The 20,328-nt window shown below is 60.8% G+C and carries 25 protein-coding genes; 1 reads left to right on the top strand and 24 read right to left on the bottom strand.

Going from position 1 to position 20,328, the window contains the following annotated elements:
• From nuoK to SJY10_RS07730, 24 genes are all read right to left on the bottom strand, one after another.
• Complete coding sequence (gene nuoK / locus SJY10_RS07845) at positions 1 to 306, bottom strand: NADH-quinone oxidoreductase subunit NuoK (protein WP_090187326.1); 306 nt, start codon at positions 304 to 306, stop codon at positions 1 to 3.
• Positions 307 to 452: 146 nt separating this feature from the next.
• On the bottom strand, positions 453 to 1,058 hold the full coding sequence (locus SJY10_RS07840; protein WP_386681229.1) for an NADH-quinone oxidoreductase subunit J: 606 nt from the start codon (positions 1,056 to 1,058) through the stop codon (positions 453 to 455).
• On the bottom strand, positions 1,055 to 1,456 hold the full coding sequence (locus SJY10_RS07835) for a carboxymuconolactone decarboxylase family protein (protein WP_386681227.1): 402 nt from the start codon (positions 1,454 to 1,456) through the stop codon (positions 1,055 to 1,057). The genes SJY10_RS07840 and SJY10_RS07835 overlap by 4 nt, the downstream gene beginning before the upstream one ends.
• Positions 1,453 to 1,941, bottom strand: coding sequence for an NADH-quinone oxidoreductase subunit NuoI (gene nuoI / locus SJY10_RS07830; protein ID WP_090187315.1), 489 nt, complete (start codon positions 1,939 to 1,941; stop codon positions 1,453 to 1,455). Before nuoI ends, SJY10_RS07835 begins: the two co-directional genes overlap by 4 nt.
• A gap of 5 nt (positions 1,942 to 1,946) precedes the next feature.
• Entirely contained in the window at positions 1,947 to 2,663 is a 717-nt protein-coding gene (locus tag SJY10_RS07825; RefSeq protein ID WP_386681225.1) for a class I SAM-dependent methyltransferase, read from the bottom strand.
• The gene (gene nuoH / locus SJY10_RS07820; protein WP_386684579.1) at positions 2,663 to 3,700 is read right to left on the bottom strand and encodes an NADH-quinone oxidoreductase subunit NuoH; all 1,038 of its coding nucleotides are present in this window, start codon (positions 3,698 to 3,700) and stop codon (positions 2,663 to 2,665) included. The genes SJY10_RS07825 and nuoH overlap by 1 nt, the downstream gene beginning before the upstream one ends.
• A 23-nt stretch (positions 3,701 to 3,723) precedes the next feature.
• The gene (locus tag SJY10_RS07815; protein ID WP_386684577.1) at positions 3,724 to 4,101 is read right to left on the bottom strand and encodes a hypothetical protein; all 378 of its coding nucleotides are present in this window, start codon (positions 4,099 to 4,101) and stop codon (positions 3,724 to 3,726) included.
• 2 nt (positions 4,102 to 4,103) lie between these two features.
• On the bottom strand, positions 4,104 to 6,113 hold the full coding sequence (nuoG, locus tag SJY10_RS07810) for an NADH-quinone oxidoreductase subunit NuoG (protein ID WP_386681223.1): 2,010 nt from the start codon (positions 6,111 to 6,113) through the stop codon (positions 4,104 to 4,106).
• Between the two features lie 126 nt (positions 6,114 to 6,239).
• Positions 6,240 to 6,638, bottom strand: coding sequence for a DUF5333 domain-containing protein (locus SJY10_RS07805; protein WP_386681221.1), 399 nt, complete (start codon positions 6,636 to 6,638; stop codon positions 6,240 to 6,242).
• A gap of 162 nt (positions 6,639 to 6,800) precedes the next feature.
• The gene (locus tag SJY10_RS07800; RefSeq protein WP_386681219.1) at positions 6,801 to 6,923 is read right to left on the bottom strand and encodes a hypothetical protein; all 123 of its coding nucleotides are present in this window, start codon (positions 6,921 to 6,923) and stop codon (positions 6,801 to 6,803) included.
• A 247-nt stretch (positions 6,924 to 7,170) separates the two neighbouring features.
• Positions 7,171 to 8,454 (bottom strand): NADH-quinone oxidoreductase subunit NuoF, encoded by a 1,284-nt coding sequence (gene nuoF / locus SJY10_RS07795; RefSeq protein ID WP_386681218.1) that lies wholly within the window; start codon positions 8,452 to 8,454, stop codon positions 7,171 to 7,173.
• A gap of 57 nt (positions 8,455 to 8,511) precedes the next feature.
• Positions 8,512 to 8,727 carry a DUF5337 domain-containing protein gene (locus tag SJY10_RS07790; protein ID WP_386681216.1) on the bottom strand — a complete coding sequence of 72 codons (216 nt, stop codon included), beginning with the start codon at positions 8,725 to 8,727 and terminating at the stop codon, positions 8,512 to 8,514.
• A gap of 3 nt (positions 8,728 to 8,730) precedes the next feature.
• A complete protein-coding gene (locus SJY10_RS07785) occupies positions 8,731 to 9,561 on the bottom strand; it encodes an endonuclease (RefSeq protein ID WP_386681214.1) in 831 nt (276 codons plus the stop codon).
• A gap of 130 nt (positions 9,562 to 9,691) precedes the next feature.
• Positions 9,692 to 10,921, bottom strand: coding sequence for an NADH-quinone oxidoreductase subunit E (locus SJY10_RS07780; RefSeq protein ID WP_386681212.1), 1,230 nt, complete (start codon positions 10,919 to 10,921; stop codon positions 9,692 to 9,694).
• 60 nt (positions 10,922 to 10,981) lie between these two features.
• The gene (locus SJY10_RS07775; RefSeq protein ID WP_386681210.1) at positions 10,982 to 11,317 is read right to left on the bottom strand and encodes a hypothetical protein; all 336 of its coding nucleotides are present in this window, start codon (positions 11,315 to 11,317) and stop codon (positions 10,982 to 10,984) included.
• The gene (locus tag SJY10_RS07770; RefSeq protein ID WP_386681208.1) at positions 11,314 to 12,552 is read right to left on the bottom strand and encodes an NADH-quinone oxidoreductase subunit D; all 1,239 of its coding nucleotides are present in this window, start codon (positions 12,550 to 12,552) and stop codon (positions 11,314 to 11,316) included. Before SJY10_RS07770 ends, SJY10_RS07775 begins: the two co-directional genes overlap by 4 nt.
• The gene (locus tag SJY10_RS07765; RefSeq protein WP_386681206.1) at positions 12,549 to 13,181 is read right to left on the bottom strand and encodes an NADH-quinone oxidoreductase subunit C; all 633 of its coding nucleotides are present in this window, start codon (positions 13,179 to 13,181) and stop codon (positions 12,549 to 12,551) included. Before SJY10_RS07765 ends, SJY10_RS07770 begins: the two co-directional genes overlap by 4 nt.
• Before the next feature lie 9 nt (positions 13,182 to 13,190).
• Positions 13,191 to 13,712, bottom strand: a complete 522-nt coding sequence (locus tag SJY10_RS07760) for a NuoB/complex I 20 kDa subunit family protein (protein WP_386684575.1) — start codon at positions 13,710 to 13,712, stop codon at positions 13,191 to 13,193.
• A complete protein-coding gene (locus tag SJY10_RS07755) occupies positions 13,712 to 14,077 on the bottom strand; it encodes an NADH-quinone oxidoreductase subunit A (RefSeq protein WP_386681204.1) in 366 nt (121 codons plus the stop codon). Before SJY10_RS07755 ends, SJY10_RS07760 begins: the two co-directional genes overlap by 1 nt.
• Positions 14,078 to 14,201: 124 nt before the next feature.
• On the bottom strand, positions 14,202 to 16,121 hold the full coding sequence (locus SJY10_RS07750; RefSeq protein ID WP_386681202.1) for an acetyl/propionyl/methylcrotonyl-CoA carboxylase subunit alpha: 1,920 nt from the start codon (positions 16,119 to 16,121) through the stop codon (positions 14,202 to 14,204).
• Positions 16,122 to 16,166: 45 nt separating this feature from the next.
• Positions 16,167 to 17,726 carry a carboxyl transferase domain-containing protein gene (locus tag SJY10_RS07745; RefSeq protein ID WP_386681200.1) on the bottom strand — a complete coding sequence of 520 codons (1,560 nt, stop codon included), beginning with the start codon at positions 17,724 to 17,726 and terminating at the stop codon, positions 16,167 to 16,169.
• On the bottom strand, positions 17,723 to 18,217 hold the full coding sequence (locus tag SJY10_RS07740; protein ID WP_386681198.1) for a lysozyme inhibitor LprI family protein: 495 nt from the start codon (positions 18,215 to 18,217) through the stop codon (positions 17,723 to 17,725). Before SJY10_RS07740 ends, SJY10_RS07745 begins: the two co-directional genes overlap by 4 nt.
• A gap of 14 nt (positions 18,218 to 18,231) precedes the next feature.
• Positions 18,232 to 18,516, bottom strand: a complete 285-nt coding sequence (locus tag SJY10_RS07735; RefSeq protein ID WP_386681196.1) for a hypothetical protein — start codon at positions 18,514 to 18,516, stop codon at positions 18,232 to 18,234.
• The gene (locus tag SJY10_RS07730) at positions 18,513 to 19,676 is read right to left on the bottom strand and encodes an isovaleryl-CoA dehydrogenase (RefSeq protein WP_386681194.1); all 1,164 of its coding nucleotides are present in this window, start codon (positions 19,674 to 19,676) and stop codon (positions 18,513 to 18,515) included. Before SJY10_RS07730 ends, SJY10_RS07735 begins: the two co-directional genes overlap by 4 nt.
• A gap of 100 nt (positions 19,677 to 19,776) precedes the next feature.
• On the opposite strand from SJY10_RS07730, the gene SJY10_RS07725 reads away from it, so the two are divergent.
• Positions 19,777 to 20,235, top strand: coding sequence for a CreA family protein (locus SJY10_RS07725; protein WP_386681192.1), 459 nt, complete (start codon positions 19,777 to 19,779; stop codon positions 20,233 to 20,235).
• Positions 20,236 to 20,328 lie beyond the last annotated feature (93 nt).

Below are 20,328 nucleotides of genomic sequence, written 5' to 3'. Positions count from 1 at the left end.
TCAGCCCTTCATCACGTTGACGTCTTCAACGTCGATGGTTCCACGGTTGCGGAAGAAGCAGACAAGGATCGCAAGGCCGATCGCAGCCTCTGCGGCGGCGACGGTCAGCACGAACAATGTGAACACCTGCCCCACCAGATCCCCAAGGAAGCTGGAAAAGGCCACAAAGTTGATGTTCACCGCCAGCAGCATCAATTCGATGCTCATCAGCAGGATGATGACGTTCTTGCGGTTCAGAAACAGGCCAAAGATGCCAATGACGAACAGCGCCGCCGCCACCACAAGATAATGCTCTAGTCCGATCATGTCGTGTCCCTCTGGGCATTCGCCCTTCGTTTTATGGTCTTAGCCGAAAAAGGTGTAGCCGCCGCCGAAGACAAGGATCAGCACGACGATCAATGCAGCAATGGTGGTATTCGACATCAGCTTATCCTTCGGTCAAAAGGCGGGCCTTACAGGCCCTGCCCCGGTTTCACGTCTTTAAGTTCCATGGCCAGCTTGGGGTCGCGGTGCATCTGCGCCATGACATTCTGGCGCTTGATATCCACGCGGTGGCGCAGGGTCAGAACGATGGCGCCGATCATGGCGACCAGCAGGATCAGACCCGCAAGCTGAAACAGGATGATGTAACGGTCATAAATCAGCAGACCCAGACCCGTCGTGTTATAAGTGTCCGGCACCGGCGCGGCGAGCCGCGTTGCGATATCGTCGGAAAAGCTCCATGCGCCAAGGGCGATGGCCAGCTGCATCAGAACGACGACACCAATCAGCAGACCCAGCGGCAGATATTTCGACATCTCTGCTTTCAGTTCTGCAAAATCCACGTCCAGCATCATGACGACGAATAGGAACAAGACCGCGACCGCGCCGACATAAACAATGATCAGCAGCATGGCGACGAATTCGGCGCCAAGGATCACGAACAGGCCTGCCGACGACAAGAACGCCAGGATCAGCCACAACACCGAATGCACCGGGTTGCGCGACAGCACCGTCATCAGGCCGCCCATGATCGTCGTGATCGCGAACAGGTAGAAGGTGAAAACGAAAGGGGTCATGCCTCGGCATCCTTTTTCATCACGTCGTTGGCGATTTCCATCGCCTTGGTCATCGACGGCACGCCGCCAAACATTGCCGCCATCGCAATCGTCTCGGCGACTTCTTTTTCAGTGGCACCGGCCTCGACCAGGTGGCGCACGGTCATGCGCAACTGTGCCTCTGCCTGCGCGCCCATGATGGTCAGGCCCATCAGCGTCATCAACAGCCGCGTCTTGGCGTCTAGACCGTCCGGGTTCAACCCCTTGCCAAAAAAGGTTTCCATCATTTCTTTGGGCATGGTCGGCCAAAGCGCCTCGATTCCTTTGGGCGTAAAGGACTCCATGGCCGGATTGAGCTGTTTCACCCAGTCCTGCCCCATGGCCATCATCGCCTCGAAAGGATTCTTTGCGTCACTCATCGGTAGGGCGCATCCATTTCCAAATTGCGCGCGATCTCGGCTTCCCAGCGGTCACCGTTCGCCAGCAGCTTTTCCTTGTCGTAGTAAAGCTCTTCGCGGGTCTCAGTGCTGAACTCGAAGTTCGGGCCTTCGACAATGGCGTCCACCGGGCATGCTTCTTGGCAGAAACCGCAGTAAATGCATTTGGTCATGTCGATGTCGTACCGCGTCGTACGGCGAGAGCCGTCGTCCGTGCGCGGGGCCGCGTCGATCGTGATCGCCTGCGCGGGGCAAACGGCCTCGCACAGTTTGCAAGCGATGCACCGTTCCTCGCCGTTGGCATAGCGGCGCAGGGCATGTTCACCGCGAAAACGCGGGGACAGCGGGCCCTTTTCATGCGGATAGTTCAGGGTCGCTTTGGGAGCGAAGAAATACTTCATCCCAAGGCCAAAGCCTTTCCAGAAATCCGACAGCAGAAAGTATTTCGCAGAGCGGGCGTAGTCCATCTGGGTTAATTAACCTCCGCTTTATTCATCTGATACGGCTGCGATGGCAGCCAGTAAGCCACATAACTCTTGGGCAGCAAAGCCACCCGTTCGGTATAAAGATCCGCGCCGGGGAACAGGTCGACCACCTCACCGCGGGACAAAAGATTGATGCGGTCGATATGACCGCGCCGCTGCGCCAGATCGTTTTTGCGATAGCGGGACGACAGGGACAGCATCTTGCGCCGCAGCGGCTGGCCGAACCAGTGCAGGAACGGCGCACGAAAATGCGGCTCGATCGGGAATTCCCAGGCCGGTGTCTGCATCCAGCCGGACAGCCCGACTCGCATCATTTCCCGCGCCATTTTGACCATGTCAGGCCAGGCACCCACGTGTTCGATCACGGAATTGGAATGCACGAAATCGACCGACCCATCGGCCCGCGCCCGCATGTCGCGCGCATCACCGACTGTGGTTTCCGTCGTCACACCTTCGTAGCCGGCGGGCAGATGACCGGCCAATTCCCCGGCTTCGTAGTTCATGATCTCGATATGCGCGATACCTTCTGGCGACACATTGCCCCAATAGCTGCCGCGCCCGCCCACGTCGAGAATCCGCAGATCACGCCCAAGGATGCCCCGCACCTGCTTAATCTTTTCAGACAGCAGTTTGCCGCGCCTGGACCGAAATCCATTCACATCCTTGAAAGGCGTCGTCACCGCAGGTTCGGCCTGAGCGATCATTAGATGCCCCAAGTGTAGCGGGCCCAGAAGCCGCCCAACACTTCGAATTTGGCAAGGAATGCAATCAGCACGACCCAGATCAGCGACAGCGGCAGGAACACCTTCCAGCCGATCCGCATCAGCTGGTCATAGCGGTAGCGCGGCGTAATGGCCTTGACCATCGCGAACATGAAGAAACAGGCGGACATCTTCAGCACCATCCACAAAATGCCGTCAGGCAGTCCGGGGATCGGGGACAGCCAGCCACCCAAGAACAGGATCGACACCAAGGCGCACATCAGCACGACGGCCATCAGTTCGCCGATCATGAACAGCAGGAACGGCGTAGAGGAGTATTCGACCTGATAACCGGCAACCAGTTCCGATTCGGCCTCTGGCAGGTCGAAGGGCGGACGGTTGGTTTCAGCCAGCGCCGAGATAAAGAACAGGAACAGCATCGGGAAGTGAGCGACCCAATACCACGACAGCAGGCCAGCGCCGCGCTGCGCCTCTACGATATCGCCAAAGTTCATCGACCCGGTCGAGATGATAATACCGATAATGATCAAGCCAAGAGAGACTTCGTAGGAAATCATCTGCGCGGCGGACCGCAAGGACCCAAGGAACGGGTATTTGGAATTCGACGCCCAGCCCCCCATGATCACGCCGTAGACTTCCAGCGAAGACACGGCAAAGACGAACAGGATCGCGACGTTGATATCCGACAGCACCCAACCGGTGTTAAATGGAATCACCGACCAGGCAATGACCGGCAGGATGAACGACAGCAGCGGAGCGATGAAATAGACCGCCTTGTCAGCACCCGCAGGGACGACGATTTCCTTGACGATATACTTCAGAAAGTCAGCAAATGACTGCAGTACACCCCAGGGGCCAACTACGTTCGGACCGCGGCGCATCTGCACTGCGGCCCAGACCTTGCGGTCCGCATACATCAGCATGGCCAGCGCCAGCAAAAGCGGGATCAGCAGCAGCAGACACTGCCCCAAGATCAACAGGACTTGCCCCGTATTCGTCGTGGTGAAGAAGTTGACCATAATTCCCTCTGACCCTTCGTCCTTCAGACCGTCGGTATGCCCGACGTTCCGCAATCTGCAACCGTTACCACCGCGTCAATCGTCGCCAATCCGCGCGGCAGGTCCGACGAGATGGTGTAAACAGCATCCGCGCCCCAAGTGCCACCCTCTTCGGTGACGTTCGTGCGCACCAGACGCGCAAAACTGTAACCCCGGATTAACGCATATTGCGCCGCAGCACATTGCGCATATTTTTCTACCGCATCCGGTGTCGCCGCCCCTTTCAGGGCGACATTAAAGTTCACAAGATCCCCGTCCAGCAAGCTGGTCCGGACACCCAGATACGTCGGCCCGCCCGGCGCGGCCTGCGGTTGCGCGCAGCCTGCTAACAACAAGGCTGCAAGGACGGCAGGCCGCAGCATGTTCACTCGGCCGCGATCTTTTCCGCGCCGCGCAATTTGGCGTTCGCACTGAGCTCTGCCATCAGGCTGGATGCCCGTGCAATCGGGTTGGACAAATAGAAGTCCTTGACCGCATAGCCGAAATCACCGCTGCCCAGCGTGCCCGCGTCAAGCGGCGCCCCTTCGTTCGCGGCGACCACGTCGATTTGGCCCAGATGCGGATGTGCCGCAATCAGGGTCCGGCGCAGCGCGGCCAGCGAATCAAACGGCAGGACAGCGCCCAGCTCTGAGGACAGAGCCCGCAGAATCGCCCAGTTTTCCTTGGCCTGCCCCGGAGGGAAGCTAGCGCGCATCGCAAGCTGCGGGCGCCCTTCGGTGTTTACGAACAAACCGTTTTCTTCGGTATAGGCCGCAGCCGGCAAAATCACGTCAGCGCGGTGTGCGCCGCGATCACCATGGCTGCCCTGATAGATGACAAAAGCCCCAGCAGCGATTTCGACCTCGTCCGCGCCAAGGTTATAGATCACCTCTGCCCCGTCGATCGCAGCGGTGATACCGCCATCGGTCACAGCGCCCACGTCCATCGCGCCGACACGGCCAGCGGCCGTGTGCAGCACCAGAACCTTGCCGCCAGCGCTTGCAGCGATCTGTGCGGCATGGCCCAAAACGGCCTCTCCGTCAGAGCCGGTCAATGCGCCCTGCCCCACGATCACAAGCGTGCCCTTGCCCGCGTGGTCCTGCTTTGCAAATTCGGTCAGCGCATCGCGGCCTGTGCCGCCTTCGATGACGTCATAGGTCAGATCGACTGGCGTGCCAAAGCGCGTCACGTCACCGCCCCGCGACCAGGCGCGGCGCAGGCGGCTGTTCAGCACAGGGGCTTCAACGCGGGGGTTGGTGCCAATCAGAACGATGTTCTGCGCGGTATCAATGTCCGCAATCGTCGCAGTGCCGACATAAGCCGCGCGGTTGCCCGCAGGCAGCTGCGCGTTATCGGTGCGGCATTCGACGTTGCCACCCAGACCTTCGACCAGTTGCTTCAGTGCAAAGGCAGCCTCGACCGGGGCAAGATCGCCAACCAGACCGGCGACCTTTTTACCTGTCATCGCAGCGGCAACAGCGGCCAGCGCTTCTGGCCAGTCGGCTTTGCGCAGCTTGCCGTTTTCGCGGATGTAGGGGGTATCCAGACGCTGCTTGCGCAGACCGTCGAACACAAAGCGGGATTTGTCGTTGATCCACTCTTCATTCACGCCGTCATGGTTGCGCGGCAGAATCCGCATCACATCGCGGCCCTTGGTGTCCACGCGGATGTTCGATCCCAAGGCATCCATCACGTCGATAGATTCGGTCTTGGACAATTCCCACGGGCGGGCGGTAAAGGAATAAGGCTTCGACACCAGCGCGCCGACCGGGCACAAATCAATGATATTGCCCTGCATGTTGGATGCCAGCGTTTCGCCCAAGTAGGACGTAATCTCTGCATCTTCGCCGCGGCCGGTCTGGCCCATCTGGTGGATGCCGGCGACTTCGGTCGTGAAACGCACGCAGCGGGTGCAGGAAATGCAGCGCGTCATGTGGGTTTCGACCAGCGGGCCAAGGTTCAGATCCTCGGTCGCACGCTTGGGTTCGCGAAAGCGGGAAAAGTCGACGCCATAAGCCATCGCCTGATCCTGCAGGTCACATTCGCCGCCCTGATCGCAGATCGGGCAATCCAGCGGGTGGTTGATCAGCAGGAATTCCATCACGCCCTCACGGGCTTTTTTGACCATGGGCGAATTGGTTTTCACCACAGGCGGTTCGCCATCCTTACCGGGGCGCAGATCGCGGACCTGCATGGCGCAGGATGCGGTCGGCTTCGGCGGGCCGCCGACGACTTCGACCAGACACATGCGGCAGTTGCCGGCAATAGACAGACGTTCGTGATAGCAGAACCGTGGAATTTCGATTCCCGCTATTTCGCAAGCCTGAATGAGCGTCATCGCCCCTTCAACCTCGATCACTTGACCATCAATGTTGATTTTGCGCAGATCGGACATGAACGCCTCCGGCTTCCGGACCCAGGCCCGGCCACAAGAAGCCGGGTGTTTGGAAGGCGTTCTAACCCGTTGCGCAGGCGTATGCCAGACGCAGCGACGCTTTTTTCGCCGCTGCCTGCCTGCGCCTTAGTGAAGCAGACGTCCGATGCCCGAATTCTTGGCCATCTGGTCACGCCCGACGGTGCAATAGGTCTCTTCCACGCCCGGTGTCACACCCAGTTGCACCAGTTGTGCGCGCGCGATCCCTTCAAGCCGTTTCTTTTCGGCTTTGTTGTCGACATAGGCGTCGATTTCGCTGTTGGAATAACCCAGCTCGCGGGCGCGGGATTTCAGGTTCAGCAAGGTCTGGATGCCGCGCACTGTGCGCGCATCGATGCTGCCGCATTTTTCGCTGATCTCATAGGCCATGCCAACCACCAGCAGCCCATTGCGGATTTCAGCCTCGTCCTTCAGCGCGGCCTGCGCGCTGCCTGCAGCGGTCAAACCCATCGCCAAAACGGCGGTACTCATCAGAAAATTGCGCATGTCTCTGCTCCTGTAGGGCGGGAACGTGGTGTCCCGTTGACGCTCTACATTGGGGCTAAGGGCGTGTTATGCAATATCGCTGGAATGATTGCAGCTAACAAAGCCCTTGTTTTCATACGTCCGGTGCAACTGGCGCGGCACCGGACGCAGGCCCGGTGGGGCTTACTTCATGTTGGCGTCGAACACCGGCTCTGCGGGCGGTGTGAATGTGGCGGGGGCGGCTGGCTCTGGCTGTTTTGCACAGGCAGCGGCAAGCAGAACAGTCGCGATCAAAGCGTATTTCATGGGATGCATCCTCAATAACCCGATTATAGGCGATGCGACATCCGGCGGACGGGATAGGCCGAAGGCGCAGATGGTCAAATCAACCATCGCCATTCACGATATATAGAGGTGCGGTTTAGTCGAGATGGGGCGCGATACATTTATCACGCCCTGTCATGCAAAAAGCACGCACCGCCCCGCCCCTTGCGCGGCTTTACGCCAGAACGCAAAACGCCGGCCCTAAGGCTGGCGTTTGTCATGGTGTCGCTTATTCGGCGGCGATCGGCCCGCGCTTGTGGCGGATGCGGTCTTCAATCTCTCCGCGGAAGTTGCGGATCAGGCCCTGGATCGGCCAGGCCGCCGCATCGCCAAGGGCGCAGATGGTGTGGCCTTCAACCTGCTTGGTCACGTCCAGCAGCATATCGATTTCCTCGACCGAGGCATTGCCCTGCACCAGACGTTCCATCACGCGCATCATCCAGCCCGTGCCTTCACGGCAAGGCGTGCACTGGCCGCAGGATTCATGCTTGTAGAACTTGGACAAACGCCAGATCGCTTTGATCATATCGGTCGACTGGTCCATCACAATGACCGCAGCCGTACCCAAACCAGACCGCTGTTCGCGCAACCAGTCGAAATCCATGATCGCGTCTTCCATCTGCTCTGCCGTCAGACAGGGCACAGAGGAACCGCCGGGAATCACAGCTTTCAGGTTCTTCCAGCCGCCGCGAATACCGCCGCAATGCTTGTCGATCAGTTCTTTGAACGGAATAGACATCTCTTCTTCGACAACGCAGGGGTTGTTGACGTGGCCGGAAATCGCAAACAGCTTGGTGCCCGCGTTGTTCGGACGGCCCATGCCGGCAAACCAAGCGCCGCCGCGGCGCAGAATCGTCGGCACAACCGCAATCGATTCGACGTTGTTCACCGTGGTCGGGCAGCCATAAAGGCCAGCGCCCGCAGGGAATGGCGGCTTCATCCGCGGCATACCCTTCTTGCCCTCTAGGCTTTCCAGCAGCGCAGTTTCTTCGCCGCAGATATAGGCACCCGCACCGTGGGCGACATAGATGTCGAAATCCCAGCCGGACCCGCAGGCGTTCTTGCCCACAAGACCCGCGTCGTAAGCTTCATCAATGGCGTTTTGCAGCGCCTCTTTTTCGCGAATGTATTCGCCGCGAATATAGATGTAGCAGGCATGGGCCTGCATCGCGAAGCTGGCGATCAGGCAACCTTCGATCAGCGTATGCGGATCGTGGCGCATGATTTCGCGGTCCTTGCAGGTCCCCGGCTCTGATTCGTCGGCGTTCACCACCAGATAGGACGGACGGCCATCCGATTCCTTAGGCATGAACGACCATTTCAGACCGGTCGGGAAACCCGCACCGCCCCGGCCGCGCAGGCCAGAGGCTTTCATTTCATCCACGATCCAGCCAGCACCCTTGCCAAGAATATCCTTGGTTCCGTCCCAATGGCCACGCGCCTGCGCGCCTTTCAGCGAACGGTCGTGCATCCCGTAAAGGTTGGTAAAGATGCGGTCCTGGTCTTTCAGCATTGGATCATCCCTTGAAAGCTGGGGCTGTTACGGCGGCGCAAAGCGGCGCGGCACAAATCAATTACGGGTCTTCTGCCAGATTTTCAGCGTGACAACCAGTGACCAAATGAACGCACCCATCGACACCAGATACATCAGGATTTCATACTTCGGCGCAATCCCTGTCTGCACCACGATCCAGGGGGCCAGCATCGCCAGCACCCCCGCCAAGGCGATCACGACAGCGGCAATGCGCCCCTGCCGTGCCGTATTTTCATCATGTCCTTGCGTCATAATCTAGTAAACGCCGCCCTTACCCACTTTCGAAGAAAACGCCGTCTCGCCGCCAGCGGCCAGAACCTGCGCCTGTTCAATCCATGTATCGCGGCTGACGCGGCCTTTGAACCCCTTCAGGTTCTGATCCATCCAGGCGACCTCTGTTTCGGTCCAGCCTGCGATCTGGTCGAAATGATAAACGCCCATCTCGTGCAGCAAAGCTTCCAGCTTGGGGCCGACGCCTTTGATTTGCTTCAGGTTATCGGCACCGCCGCTGCGCGGGGCGGATAACATCGCAGGTTTGATCGCAGGGCCTGCGGGCGCTTCGGCATCGGGCAAGGCCTGCGCCTCTGATGCGCCCGTGGCATCCGGGTGGGCGATCGGGGCCGCATCGGCATCCGGCATCGCCTCTACCGCAGAGGTGCCTTCGTACTTCCAGCTTCCCTTGCGGCTTGCCAGTTCTTCTTGCCCCGCAAGCCGGGCAGAGGGTTTTAGCACAGACGGATTTTCCGCCGCAGGTGCCGGCATTTCAGTATCGCCGCCCTGCCCTGCATCATCCGCCGTGACCGGCGCTGGATCAGCGGCAACAGGGCTTGCAACGGGGGCCGCAACCTCTGCCGCGGCAGGCGCAGCAGCGGGGGTCGCCGCCATCGCGTGCGTTGCGGCAACATCGTCCTTTTGTCCGGTCAGCCACAAAATGACCGCGACGATCAAACCGACGATCAATCCTGTCATGACAGCGCCGGGAAACCCGAAGCGCAGCAGCAGATAACACAAAGCCGCAATCACAAGTCCTGTGATTGCGGCTATTTTCAGAATGCGCTTTTCGCGAGTGGTGGTCGTGTCGTTCATCTGTCCCTCCGTGCGGCGGTCTGGCAGGACCGGCGTCAGTTTAATGTCGGACAGCCTGCACGTGACGTGGACAGCCCCCCAAGGGGAATGTTAGCCAAATTTTCACCACTCACAAAGATTATTGGACAAATCAGGCAGATTGGGCGTCAGCCAGTGCCTTTGCCTGATTGACCCAGTCTTCGCGCTCAATCCGGCCTTTGAACTTCAACCGGCTGTCGACCCATGCGATTTCCGCGGCGGTCCAGTTGCCGATCTGGTCAAAGTGCCAGAAGCCAAGCTCTTGCAGGATGCCTTCGATCTTTGGGCCGACCCCGTTGATCCGCTTCAGATCATCGCCCTTGCCGCCGCGCGGCTCGGTCAGGGTCAGCGGCTTTTCTTCGGCCACAGGGGCCTGGGCACCGGTTTCATCACCCGGACGGGCGGTGCCGCTTTCGGCCGTGGCATCCGTTTTCGCACCCGGTGCGACGCTGCCCTCTTCCGGGCGGCCCGTACGCTCGACGCCAGCGGCTTCGCCCTCGGCTTCGGATACACCGTCAGAGGAATCGCCGCGGTCGCGGGGGGCCTGCGCCTCGCCTGCGGTGCGCCCGCCTTGGGCACCATCGGGGCCGGACGGCGGCATCATGTCATCGCGGGCCGGCTTGCCGCCGGTTTTGGACAGGTTCCACGGCGTCAGCAGCGGCACTTCCGTGCCGTCGATCCGCTTGACCGTATCGCCAATATCAACCGCCAGCTGCGCGCTGGCGTTGTACTGGTGCTTGCCACTTTCGTGGTCCTTCAGGCTGGTCAGGCCGGACTTCGGCTCTGACGCATAACGGCCGTTCTGCGGACCGGGCACAGGCACACGGCCAGCGGCCATGTCGTCAATGATTTCAGCCAGCTTTTCCGCCGTCAGGTCTTCGTAGTAGTCCTTGCCGATTTGGGCCATGGGCGCGTTTGCACAAGACCCGAGGCATTCGACCTCTTCCCACGAAAACTTGCCGTCAGCGGACAGCTGGTGCGGCTTTGGCGCGATCTTGTCCTTGCAAACGCTGATCAGATCTTCGGCGTTGCAGATCATGCAGGACAGCGTGCCGCAGACCTGAATATGCGCGACCGATCCAACCGGCTGCAACTGGAACATGAAATAGAATGTCGCGACTTCAAGGACGCGGATATATTCCATGTCCAGCAGACGCGCGACGTATTCAATCGCGGGCCGTGTCAGCCAGCCATGCTGTTCCTGCGCACGCCACAGCAGCGGAATGACCGCGCTGGCCTGACGCCCTTCGGGGAACTTGGTCATCTGGCCTTCGGCCCAGGCCAGATTGGCAGGCGTAAACTCAAAGCTCTCGGGCTGGTCGTGATAAAGGCGTCGCAGCATATCAGGGTCTTCCGGTATAGTATGGCGCCGCCGCCGACATGGCAGGGCGCGTCATGAGGGTCAGATGCAGCGGTCGGACGTCACGCGGATCGCGCCGTCGCCAGAGGTTTCCACCCGGCCTTCGGCCTGCAGTTGCGGCGTCAGCTGAACCAGCTCTTCGCGGCTGATCGTGGCCTGCGTCAGAACCGCGCCGACGTTATCGGCGGTCAGGGCGCAGCCATTGGTTTCAATCGCACCGACAAGGCGTTCCTTGGCCGTCAGCACTGCCGGCTGCGGCGTGGCGACCGGCACCGGATTGGCAGGCAGGTTGTCACCCAGCGGACGGATCCCCGCGCCACTGCTGGCACAGGCGGCCAGCGACACAACGGCCAAGCCGGAAGCGATACGTGCGATCATCGGTCAATCTCTCCGAAAACGACGTCCATGGTGCCGATAATGGCGGCCACGTCAGCCAGTTGGTGCCCAGAGGCAATGTAATCCATCGCCTGCAAGTGCAGATAACCCGGCGCGCGCAGCTTGGCGCGATAAGGCTTGTTCGTGCCGTCGGCGACCAGATAGACGCCGAATTCACCCTTTGGCGCCTCGACCGCGGCATAGACTTCGCCCGCAGGAACGTGGAACCCTTCGGTATAAAGCTTGAAGTGGTGGATCAGGCTTTCCATGTCAGTCTTCATCGCGTGGCGCGTCGGCGGGGTCATCTTGCCCCGGGCCATCACGTCACCCTTTTCATGGCGCAGCTTTTCGCAGGCCTGACGCATGATGTGGATTGACTGACGCATTTCTTCCATGCGGACAAGGTAACGGTCGTAGCAGTCGCCGTTTTTGCCCACGGGAATCTGGAATTCAAACTCGTCGTAGCATTCATAAGGCTGCGCCCGGCGCAAATCCCATGCCAAACCGGACCCGCGAACCATTACGCCGGAAAAGCCCCAGTCCTGAATGTCCTGCTCGGTCACGATGCCGATGTCGGCATTACGCTGCTTGAAAATGCGGTTTTCCGTCAGCAGACCGTCGATGTCGTCCAGCACTTTCGGGAATTCGACGCACCAGGCGTCGATATCTTCGACCAGCTGGTCGGGCAGGTCCTGATGCACACCGCCGGGGCGGAAATATGCCGCGTGAAGGCGGGCACCGCAGGCGCGTTCATAGAACACCATCAGCTTTTCGCGCTCTTCAAAGCCCCACAGCGGCGGGGTCAGCGCGCCGACGTCCATCGCCTGCGTCGTCACGTTCAGCAGGTGCGACAGGATGCGGCCGATTTCCGAATACAAAACGCGGATCAGCTGCGCACGGCGCGGCACTTCGGTCTTGGTCAGACGTTCAATCGCCAGGCACCAGGCATGTTCCTGATTCATTGGGGCCACATAATCCAGCCGGTCGAAATACGGCAGGTTCTGCAGGTAGGTCCGCGATTCCATCAGCTTTTCAGTGCCGCGGTGCAGCAGGCCGATATGCGGATCGCAGCGCTCTACGATCTCGCCGTCAAGTTCCAGCACCAGACGCAAAACGCCATGCGCCGCAGGGTGTTGCGGGCCAAAGTTGATGTTGAAGTTGCGGATCTTCTGCTCGCCCGTGCGCGCGTCCGTGGACCCGTCGTCATAGGTGTTGATGCGGATATCGCCGTCCATCATTTCGCTGCTCCCTTGGAGACATGGCCATCCGGCGCGACCTTGTCGTCGCCGGGCAGAATGTATTCGGCACCTTCCCACGGCGACATAAAGTCGAACTGGCGGTATTCCTGCACAAGACTGACCGGCTCGTAGACAACGCGCTTTTGCACTTCGTCATAGCGCACTTCGGTATAACCCGTCGTTGGGAAGTCCTTGCGCAGCGGGTGGCCGCGGAAGCCGTAATCCGTCAGCAGACGGCGCAAATCGGGGTGGCCGGAAAACAGGATGCCAAACATGTCAAAGACTTCACGTTCGAACCAGTTGGCAGAGGGGTGCACGGAGATAATCGACGGCACCATGTCATCCTCGCGCACATCGACTTTCAGCCGGATACGCTGGTTCTGATACATCGACAGGAAGTGGTACACGACCTCGAACCGCTTGGGACGCTGCGGGTGATCAACGGCCGTGATATCCACCAGCGACGAAAACCGGCAGGCGGCGTCGGTTTTCAGAAACTCGACAAAGCCAACAATGTTGGACAGCGCCACAGTCACGGTCAGCTCGCCATGGGCGACGTTCCACCCCAGCACGCAATCGTGCCGCTTCAGTTCCAGATGCTGGCCAAGTTCGTTCAAAGCGTCAGACATAAGATCCCCTTAGCGGACGATGTTGCCGGTGCGGCGGATTTTACGTTGCAGCTGCAGGATACCATACAGCAGCGCCTCTGCCGTCGGGGGGCAGCCGGGCACATAAACGTCAACCGGAACGACCCGGTCGCAACCGCGCACCACGGAATAGCTGTAGTGATAGTATCCGCCGCCATTGGCGCAGGACCCCATGCTGATGACGTAGCGCGGCTCCGGCATCTGGTCGTAAACCTTGCGCAGCGCCGGTGCCATCTTGTTGGTCAACGTGCCAGCAACGATCATCAGGTCGGACTGACGCGGGGATGCGCGGGGCGCGGTGCCAAAGCGTTCCAGATCATACCGCGGCATGGAGGTGTGCATCATCTCGACCGCGCAGCAGGCCAGACCAAAGGTCATCCAGTGCAGCGATCCGGTGCGCGCCCAGTTCACGATATCGGCGGTGGACGTGACAAGGAAACCCTTGTCGGTCAATTCGCGGTTCAGTGCTTGCGTTGCGACCTCGCGGTCGGGGCCAATTTGCGTCCCGGTCATCACTCCCATTCGAGAGCTCCCTTCTTCCACTCATATGCAAAGCCTGCGGTCAGCACGCCAAGGAAAATCATCATCGACCAGAAACCGGTCATCGAAATGTCCTTGAACGCGACGGCCCAGGGGAACAGAAACGCGACCTCTAGGTCGAAAATGATGAACAGGATCGACACGAGGTAGAATCGCACATCGAATTTCATCCGCGCATCATCGAATGCGTTAAAGCCGCATTCATAGGCCGACACCTTTTCAGGGTCGGGATTGCGCACGGCAAGCAAAGCAGCTGCCAGTATCAAAATAAGGCCTAACGCAATGGCAAGACCCAGAAAAATCATAATCGGCAGGTATTCGTTCAGCATCGATTCCAAGGGGTGATCCTTTTCCCGTGGCACCCGGGCATGAACGGCCGGGCGCAGCTTGGCCCACACTTAAACCCGCGTCCCGGCAGGGTCAACCAACCCGCCGCCCCCCGCTCCGCTTTGTCACAGGCACTCAGGCGTCATCAACAGGGGCCAGCGTCACCAAAGCGACGCCTGCCTTGACCTGATCACCAGCCGTAACAGCGACCTGCGCTACGATCCCGCTGCGCGGTGCGCGCAGGACGTGTTCCATTTTCATCGCCTCCAGCACGACCATGCGGTCACCTTCCGTGACGCTTTGCCCTTCAGTCACGGCCACCGCCGCCACAAGCCCCGGCATTGGCGACAGGACGACATCGCCCCCCGGCCCCGCACCGCCCCGCGCCAGCGGATCGGGCAGATCCAGCGTGAACGGATCCGCCCCGAATACCGTCACCGCCCCGCCGTGCCGCAACGCCTGCGGCATCAGCGCGCCATCTGCCCGCCAGTTTGGCCCGGCACGCCGCAGCTGAACGATCTGATCGCCCACCTGCACATCCCAGCCGCCCTGCGCCGCTGTGACCAAAACGCTTTCTTCGCCGACCAGCACCCGCTGCGGCGCGGCCTGCCACAGGGCAAAGCCTTGCCAAGGCGCATCGCGGTCCAACCCTGCCGCGACCAGCGCGGCATAGGCCAGCCTTGCCGGGTCCGGCACAACGGGCACTGCAAGGTCCGGCATCCGGCCAATCAGCCCCGTATCCATCATGCCAGCCACAAACTCCGGTGCCGCCGCAAGCCGCTGCAAGAACCCAAGGTTCGTGACCGTACCCGCAACCTGCGTCTGCACGAGGGCCTCTGACAGCGCGGTCAGTGCCGCGCCCCGGTCCGGGCCGTGCACCGTAATTTTGGCAATCATCGGATCATACCACGGTGAAATCTCGCTTCCCGCGGCCACGCCGCTATCGATACGCGCCTGCGCCGGAAAGCGCAGCGCCGCCAAGGTGCCCGTCGCCGGCAGAAAACCTGCCGGCACGTCCTCGGCATAAAGCCGCGCTTCGAACGCGTGGCCGGTGATCTGCAACTGATCCTGCCGCAGTGGCAAGGCCTGCCCCGAGGCGACGCGCAGCTGCCAGTCCACCAGATCGACGCCGGTAATTGCCTCTGTCACCGGATGTTCGACCTGAAGCCGCGTGTTCATTTCCATGAACCAAAAGCCATCCGTGCGCAGGCCATCCTTGCCGTCGACGATAAATTCGATTGTGCCCGCGCCACGATAACCAATCGCCCGCGCCGCCTTGACCGCGGCCTCGCCCATTGCGGCGCGCACCGCATCCGTCATGCCCGGCGCTGGCGCTTCTTCGATCACCTTCTGATGCCGCCGCTGCAGGGAACAGTCCCGCTCGAACAGATGCACCGCGTCCGTGCCGTCGCCAAAGACCTGCACCTCGATATGCCTTGGTTGCTGGATATACTTTTCGATCAGCACATCGGCGTTGCCAAAAGCGGTCCGCGCCTCGGCTTTGGCGCTGTCCAGCGCATCCGCGAAATCCGCCGCTGCCGTAACCAGACGCATGCCCTTGCCGCCGCCGCCCGCCACGGCCTTGATCAGCACCGGATAGCCGATCTTGCCCGCCTCAGCGGCCAGCACATCGGCGCTTTGATCCGCGCCAAGGTATCCGGGCACCACCGGCACCCCCGCCTTTTCCATTAAGGCTTTCGCCGCGTCTTTCAGCCCCATCTTGCGAATGGCATCCGCAGACGGGCCGATGAACACCAGCCCCGCCGCCGTGACCGCATCGACGAAATCAGGGTTTTCCGACAGAAACCCGTAGCCCGGATGAATACCCTGCGCACCGGTGTCCAGCGCCGCCTGCACAATCAGATCGCCGCGCAAATAGCTGTCCGCCACCGGCGCGGGCCCCAGTCGCACGGCCTGATCCGCCATGCGCACATGCAGCGCATCCGCATCGGCGTCGGAATACACCGCCACCGTGGCCACGCCCAGCTTTTGGCACGACCGGATGATGCGGCAGGCAATTTCGCCCCGGTTCGCAATCAGAACCTTGTCAAACATCGCACATCCCCCCGCGCAGGCGCGTCATGTCTCCTGCGACAATCGTCACATCCGGAACACGCCAAAGCGTGTCTCCTCGATCTTTACGTTGCAGCTGGCCGCAAGGCTCAGGGCCAGCACCGCCCGGCTTTGTCGCGGATCAATCACCCCGTCATCCCAAAGCCGCGCAGAGGCATAAAGCGGATCGCTTTGCGCGGCGAACTGGTTCAGCACCGGCTGTTTGAAGGCAGCCTCCTCCTCTGCCGACCACGCCGCGCCGCGCCGTTCCATCCCGTCACGCTTTACCGTCGCCAACACGCCCGCCGCCTGTTCGCCGCCCATGACAGCAGTGCGCGACGTCGGCCACGTCCACATGAAATCCGGGCTGTAAGCCCTTCCTGCCATGCCATAATTCCCCGCACCATAGCTGCCGCCGACCACCATCGTGATCTTGGGCACTTTGGTCGTCGCAACAGCCGTGACCATCTTGGCCCCATGCCGCGCGATCCCCTCATTCTCGTATTCGCGGCCGACCATAAATCCGGTGATATTCTGCAAAAAGATCAACGGAATCCGGCGTTGAGAGCACAGTTCAATAAAATGCGCCCCCTTTTGCGCCGCCTGACTGAACAGCACCCCGTTGTTCGCCACAATTCCGCAGGGCCAGCCGTCAATATGCGCAAAGCCCGTTACCAGCGTTTCGCCAAAGCGGGCCTTGAACTCGTCAAAGCGCGATCCGTCGACAATCCGGCGGATCACCTCGCGGATGTCATAGGGCGTACGCAAATCCGCCGGGATCACGTCGAACAAGCTATCCGGATCAACTGCAGGAGCTTCGCTTTGCAACCGCTTGATATCGCACGTATTCCGAGCAGAGATCGAGGCGACCGCCTGCCGTGCCAATGCCAGCGCATGGGCGTCATCCTCCGCCAGATAATCCGCCACGCCGGACAGGCGCGTATGCACATCGCCGCCGCCCAAATCCTCGGCCGACACCACTTCGCCCGTCGCCGCCTTGACCAGGGGCGGCCCTGCAAGGAAGATCGTGCCCTGTTCCTTTACGATGATCGACACATCAGCCATCGCCGGCACATAGGCACCGCCCGCCGTGCAGGACCCCATGACGACGGCGATCTGCGCAATCCCGGCCGCCGACATATTCGCCTGATTATAGAAAATCCGGCCAAAGTGGTCGCGGTCGGGAAACACCTCGTCCTGATTGGGCAGGTTCGCCCCGCCGCTATCCACAAGATAGACGCAAGGCAGCCCGCAGCGCGCTGCAACCTCTTGGGCGCGCAGGTGTTTTTTCACGCTGATAGGGTAATAGGTACCGCCCTTTACAGTCGCGTCATTGCACACAACCATGACCTGCACACCGCTGACCCAGCCGATCCCCGCGATCACACCGGCCCCCGGCGCATCACCGCCATACATGCCGTGCGCCGCTGTCACGCCGATTTCCAACCAGCTTGACCCCGGATCAAGCAGGTTTGCGACCCGTTCACGCGGCAGCATCTTGCCCCGGCTGACATGCCGCTCGCGCGCCCGCGCCCCGCCACCCGCCATTGCCGCGGCGGCGGCCTGCGCCACGCGGTCCAGCGCCTCCATATGCGCGGCGCGGCTCATGGCCGATCCATATCGCGCAGGTCCAGCGCACGGCTGGCGGTCATCGTCATTTCGCAATTCGCCGCGACGATACCTCTGATGGTTCCGCCCTCCCAGACCTTGAAACGCAGGCCGCAATCGGCATCGCGGTATGCAATCCAGGCCCGCTGCGCATCGCGCAGCGCCACCTTCAACTCTTCGTTCGTGACCGCCCCGTCCGCCCAGCCGCGGGCGCTGAAATTACGCTGAAGCCGCGTATATTCCTCGTTCAGCATGTCATCCCAGACCGCCGTTTCGGCCATGATGCATTCCGTGATCCCGATGGTCGTGCTGCCCCCATCCTGGTCCTGACAGGCATTCGCAGCATCCCCAAGGCAGTCCGGATAGATCGCACCAATTGGCGTATTCCCAAAGCAAGCCAACACGTCGCCCCGGTCAACCGTCAAGTCCTGCCCTATCGCTGGCACCGCGCAGAATGCAGCAATAACAAGCCCGTAAATCCCGCTCTTCATGTTCAATACTCCTGCTAGGCTTGCGGCCCGGTCCGCGCGACCACTTCGCCGCGATGCCCCATGACATAGGAAAACGCACGCCCGTCCGCTCCATGACAGACCACGATCATCCGCGCATCAGGATGTGCCGTCGCCGCACAATCGGTCCGCTGCGCATCCGGCCCCGCCTCTGCCAGATACCGCGCCGCAGCCTGTTCGATAATTGCCGTGTCATCCAGTGGCTGCCCCAGCCGCAACCCCAGATACCCGGTCAGCGCCACCAGCACAGCCAGCGGCGCAAACAGACGCCAGCGGGTCATCCCACCGCAGCCATCAATTCGCGCCCAACCAGCATCCGGCGGATTTCGCTGGTCCCCGCCCCGATCTCCATCAACTTGGCGTCGCGGAACAGCCGGGCCACCGGCGCGTCAGCCATAAAGCCAGCCCCGCCCAGCGCCTGCACCGCTTGATGCGCCTGCTTCATCGCCTCTTCGGATGCGTACAGACAACAGGCCGCCGCATCCGCCCGCGTGACCGTGCCCCGGTCACAGGCCCGCGCAACCTCGTAGACATAGGCCCGGGCAGAGTTCATCGCCGTATACATATCCGCGATCTTGCCCTGCATCAGCTGGAATGACCCGATCGGCCGGCCGAACTGCTTGCGCTGCGCCAAATAAGGCATCACCTCGTCCAGACAGGCGGCCATGATCCCAAGTCCAATGCCCGCCAGCACGACACGTTCGTAATCCAGCCCCGACATCAATACGCGCACGCCCTTGCCCTCCTCGCCAAGGACATTTTCAAACGGCACCTCCACATCGTCAAAAACCAGCTCTGCAGTATTCGATCCGCGCATCCCCAATTTGTCGAAATGGGCGCTGGTGCTGAATCCTTTCATCTCTTTTTCGATCAGAAAGGCCGTAATCCCCTTGGCGCCAGCCGCCTTGTCCGTCTTGGCATAGACCACCAGCGTATCCGCATCCGGCCCGTTGGTGATCCAGTATTTCGTCCCCGATAAACGGTAATGATCGTTGCGCTTTTCGGCAGCGAGCGACATCGACACCACGTCCGATCCAGCGCCCGCCTCGCTCATCGCCAGCGCGCCGACATGTTCGCCGCTGACAAGACGCGGCAGATACTTACTCTTTTGCGCGTCGGTTCCATTCAGCTTGATCTGGTTGACGCACAGGTTCGAATGCGCCCCATACGACAGCGACACCGACGCACTGGCCCGCGCAATCTCCTCCACCGCGACGGTATGCGCCAGATAGGACATGCCGGCACCGCCGTAGTGTTCCGGCACCGTCACCCCTAGCAAACCCAGATCCCCCAGCTCGCGCCACAGCTGCGGCGGAAAGGCATTGTCGCGATCAATCGCCGCTGCCATCGGTTTCAGCCGGTCCTGCGCCCAGGCATGCACCACCTCCCGCAGCGCATTGGCATCTTCACCCAGATCGAACGTCATAGAGCCGTGGAACATCGCCGCATCCTTTATTGAACACTTGTTCAATTTCTAGGCCAAGCCCGGCGCACAGGTCAAGACCCTTGCATCACTCGCCGCGCAGGCTACATCTGGACCCATGAAACATATCCCCGCGCTCGCAACCGCCCTCACCCTTTTGACGCAGCCCGCCCTCGCCGATGTCGTTGGAAAGGTCGGTGTCGACTGGGTCGGCAATGATATCGTGATAGAGGCCGTCTCGGACCCCAAGGTGCAGGGCGTCACCTGTCATCTGGCCTATTTTGACCGCTCGATCATCGACCGGCTGTCCAATGGTAACTGGTTTGAAGATCCCTCGAACTCCTCCATCGCCTGCCGCCAGACCGGCCCGATCGTGCTGGGCGATATTGATCGCAGCAGGGACGGCGAAAACGTGTTCAGTGAACGCCAGTCGATCATCCTCAAGTCGATCCGGATCAAACGTATCTTCGACGAAGCGAACAACACCCTGATCTACCTCGCCCATGCAAATGAGTTGACGCAAGGCTCGGCCAAGATGTCGATCAGCACCGTGCCCCTCTACACCCCTAGCGAATAGCCGCAAGAAACCGCCCGCACCCCGCTCGTTCAAAGCCCCGTCACCACGGCCCGATCTACGCTGCCCGGCGCTTCAGCCAAACCTGCGTAAAAT

This window comes from Loktanella sp. R86503 (assembly GCF_042466455.1).
Classification (GTDB): Bacteria; Pseudomonadota; Alphaproteobacteria; order Rhodobacterales; family Rhodobacteraceae; genus Loktanella.
Note: the sequence above shows the minus strand (reverse complement) of the source record. Positions and strands in the feature narration are given on the sequence as shown.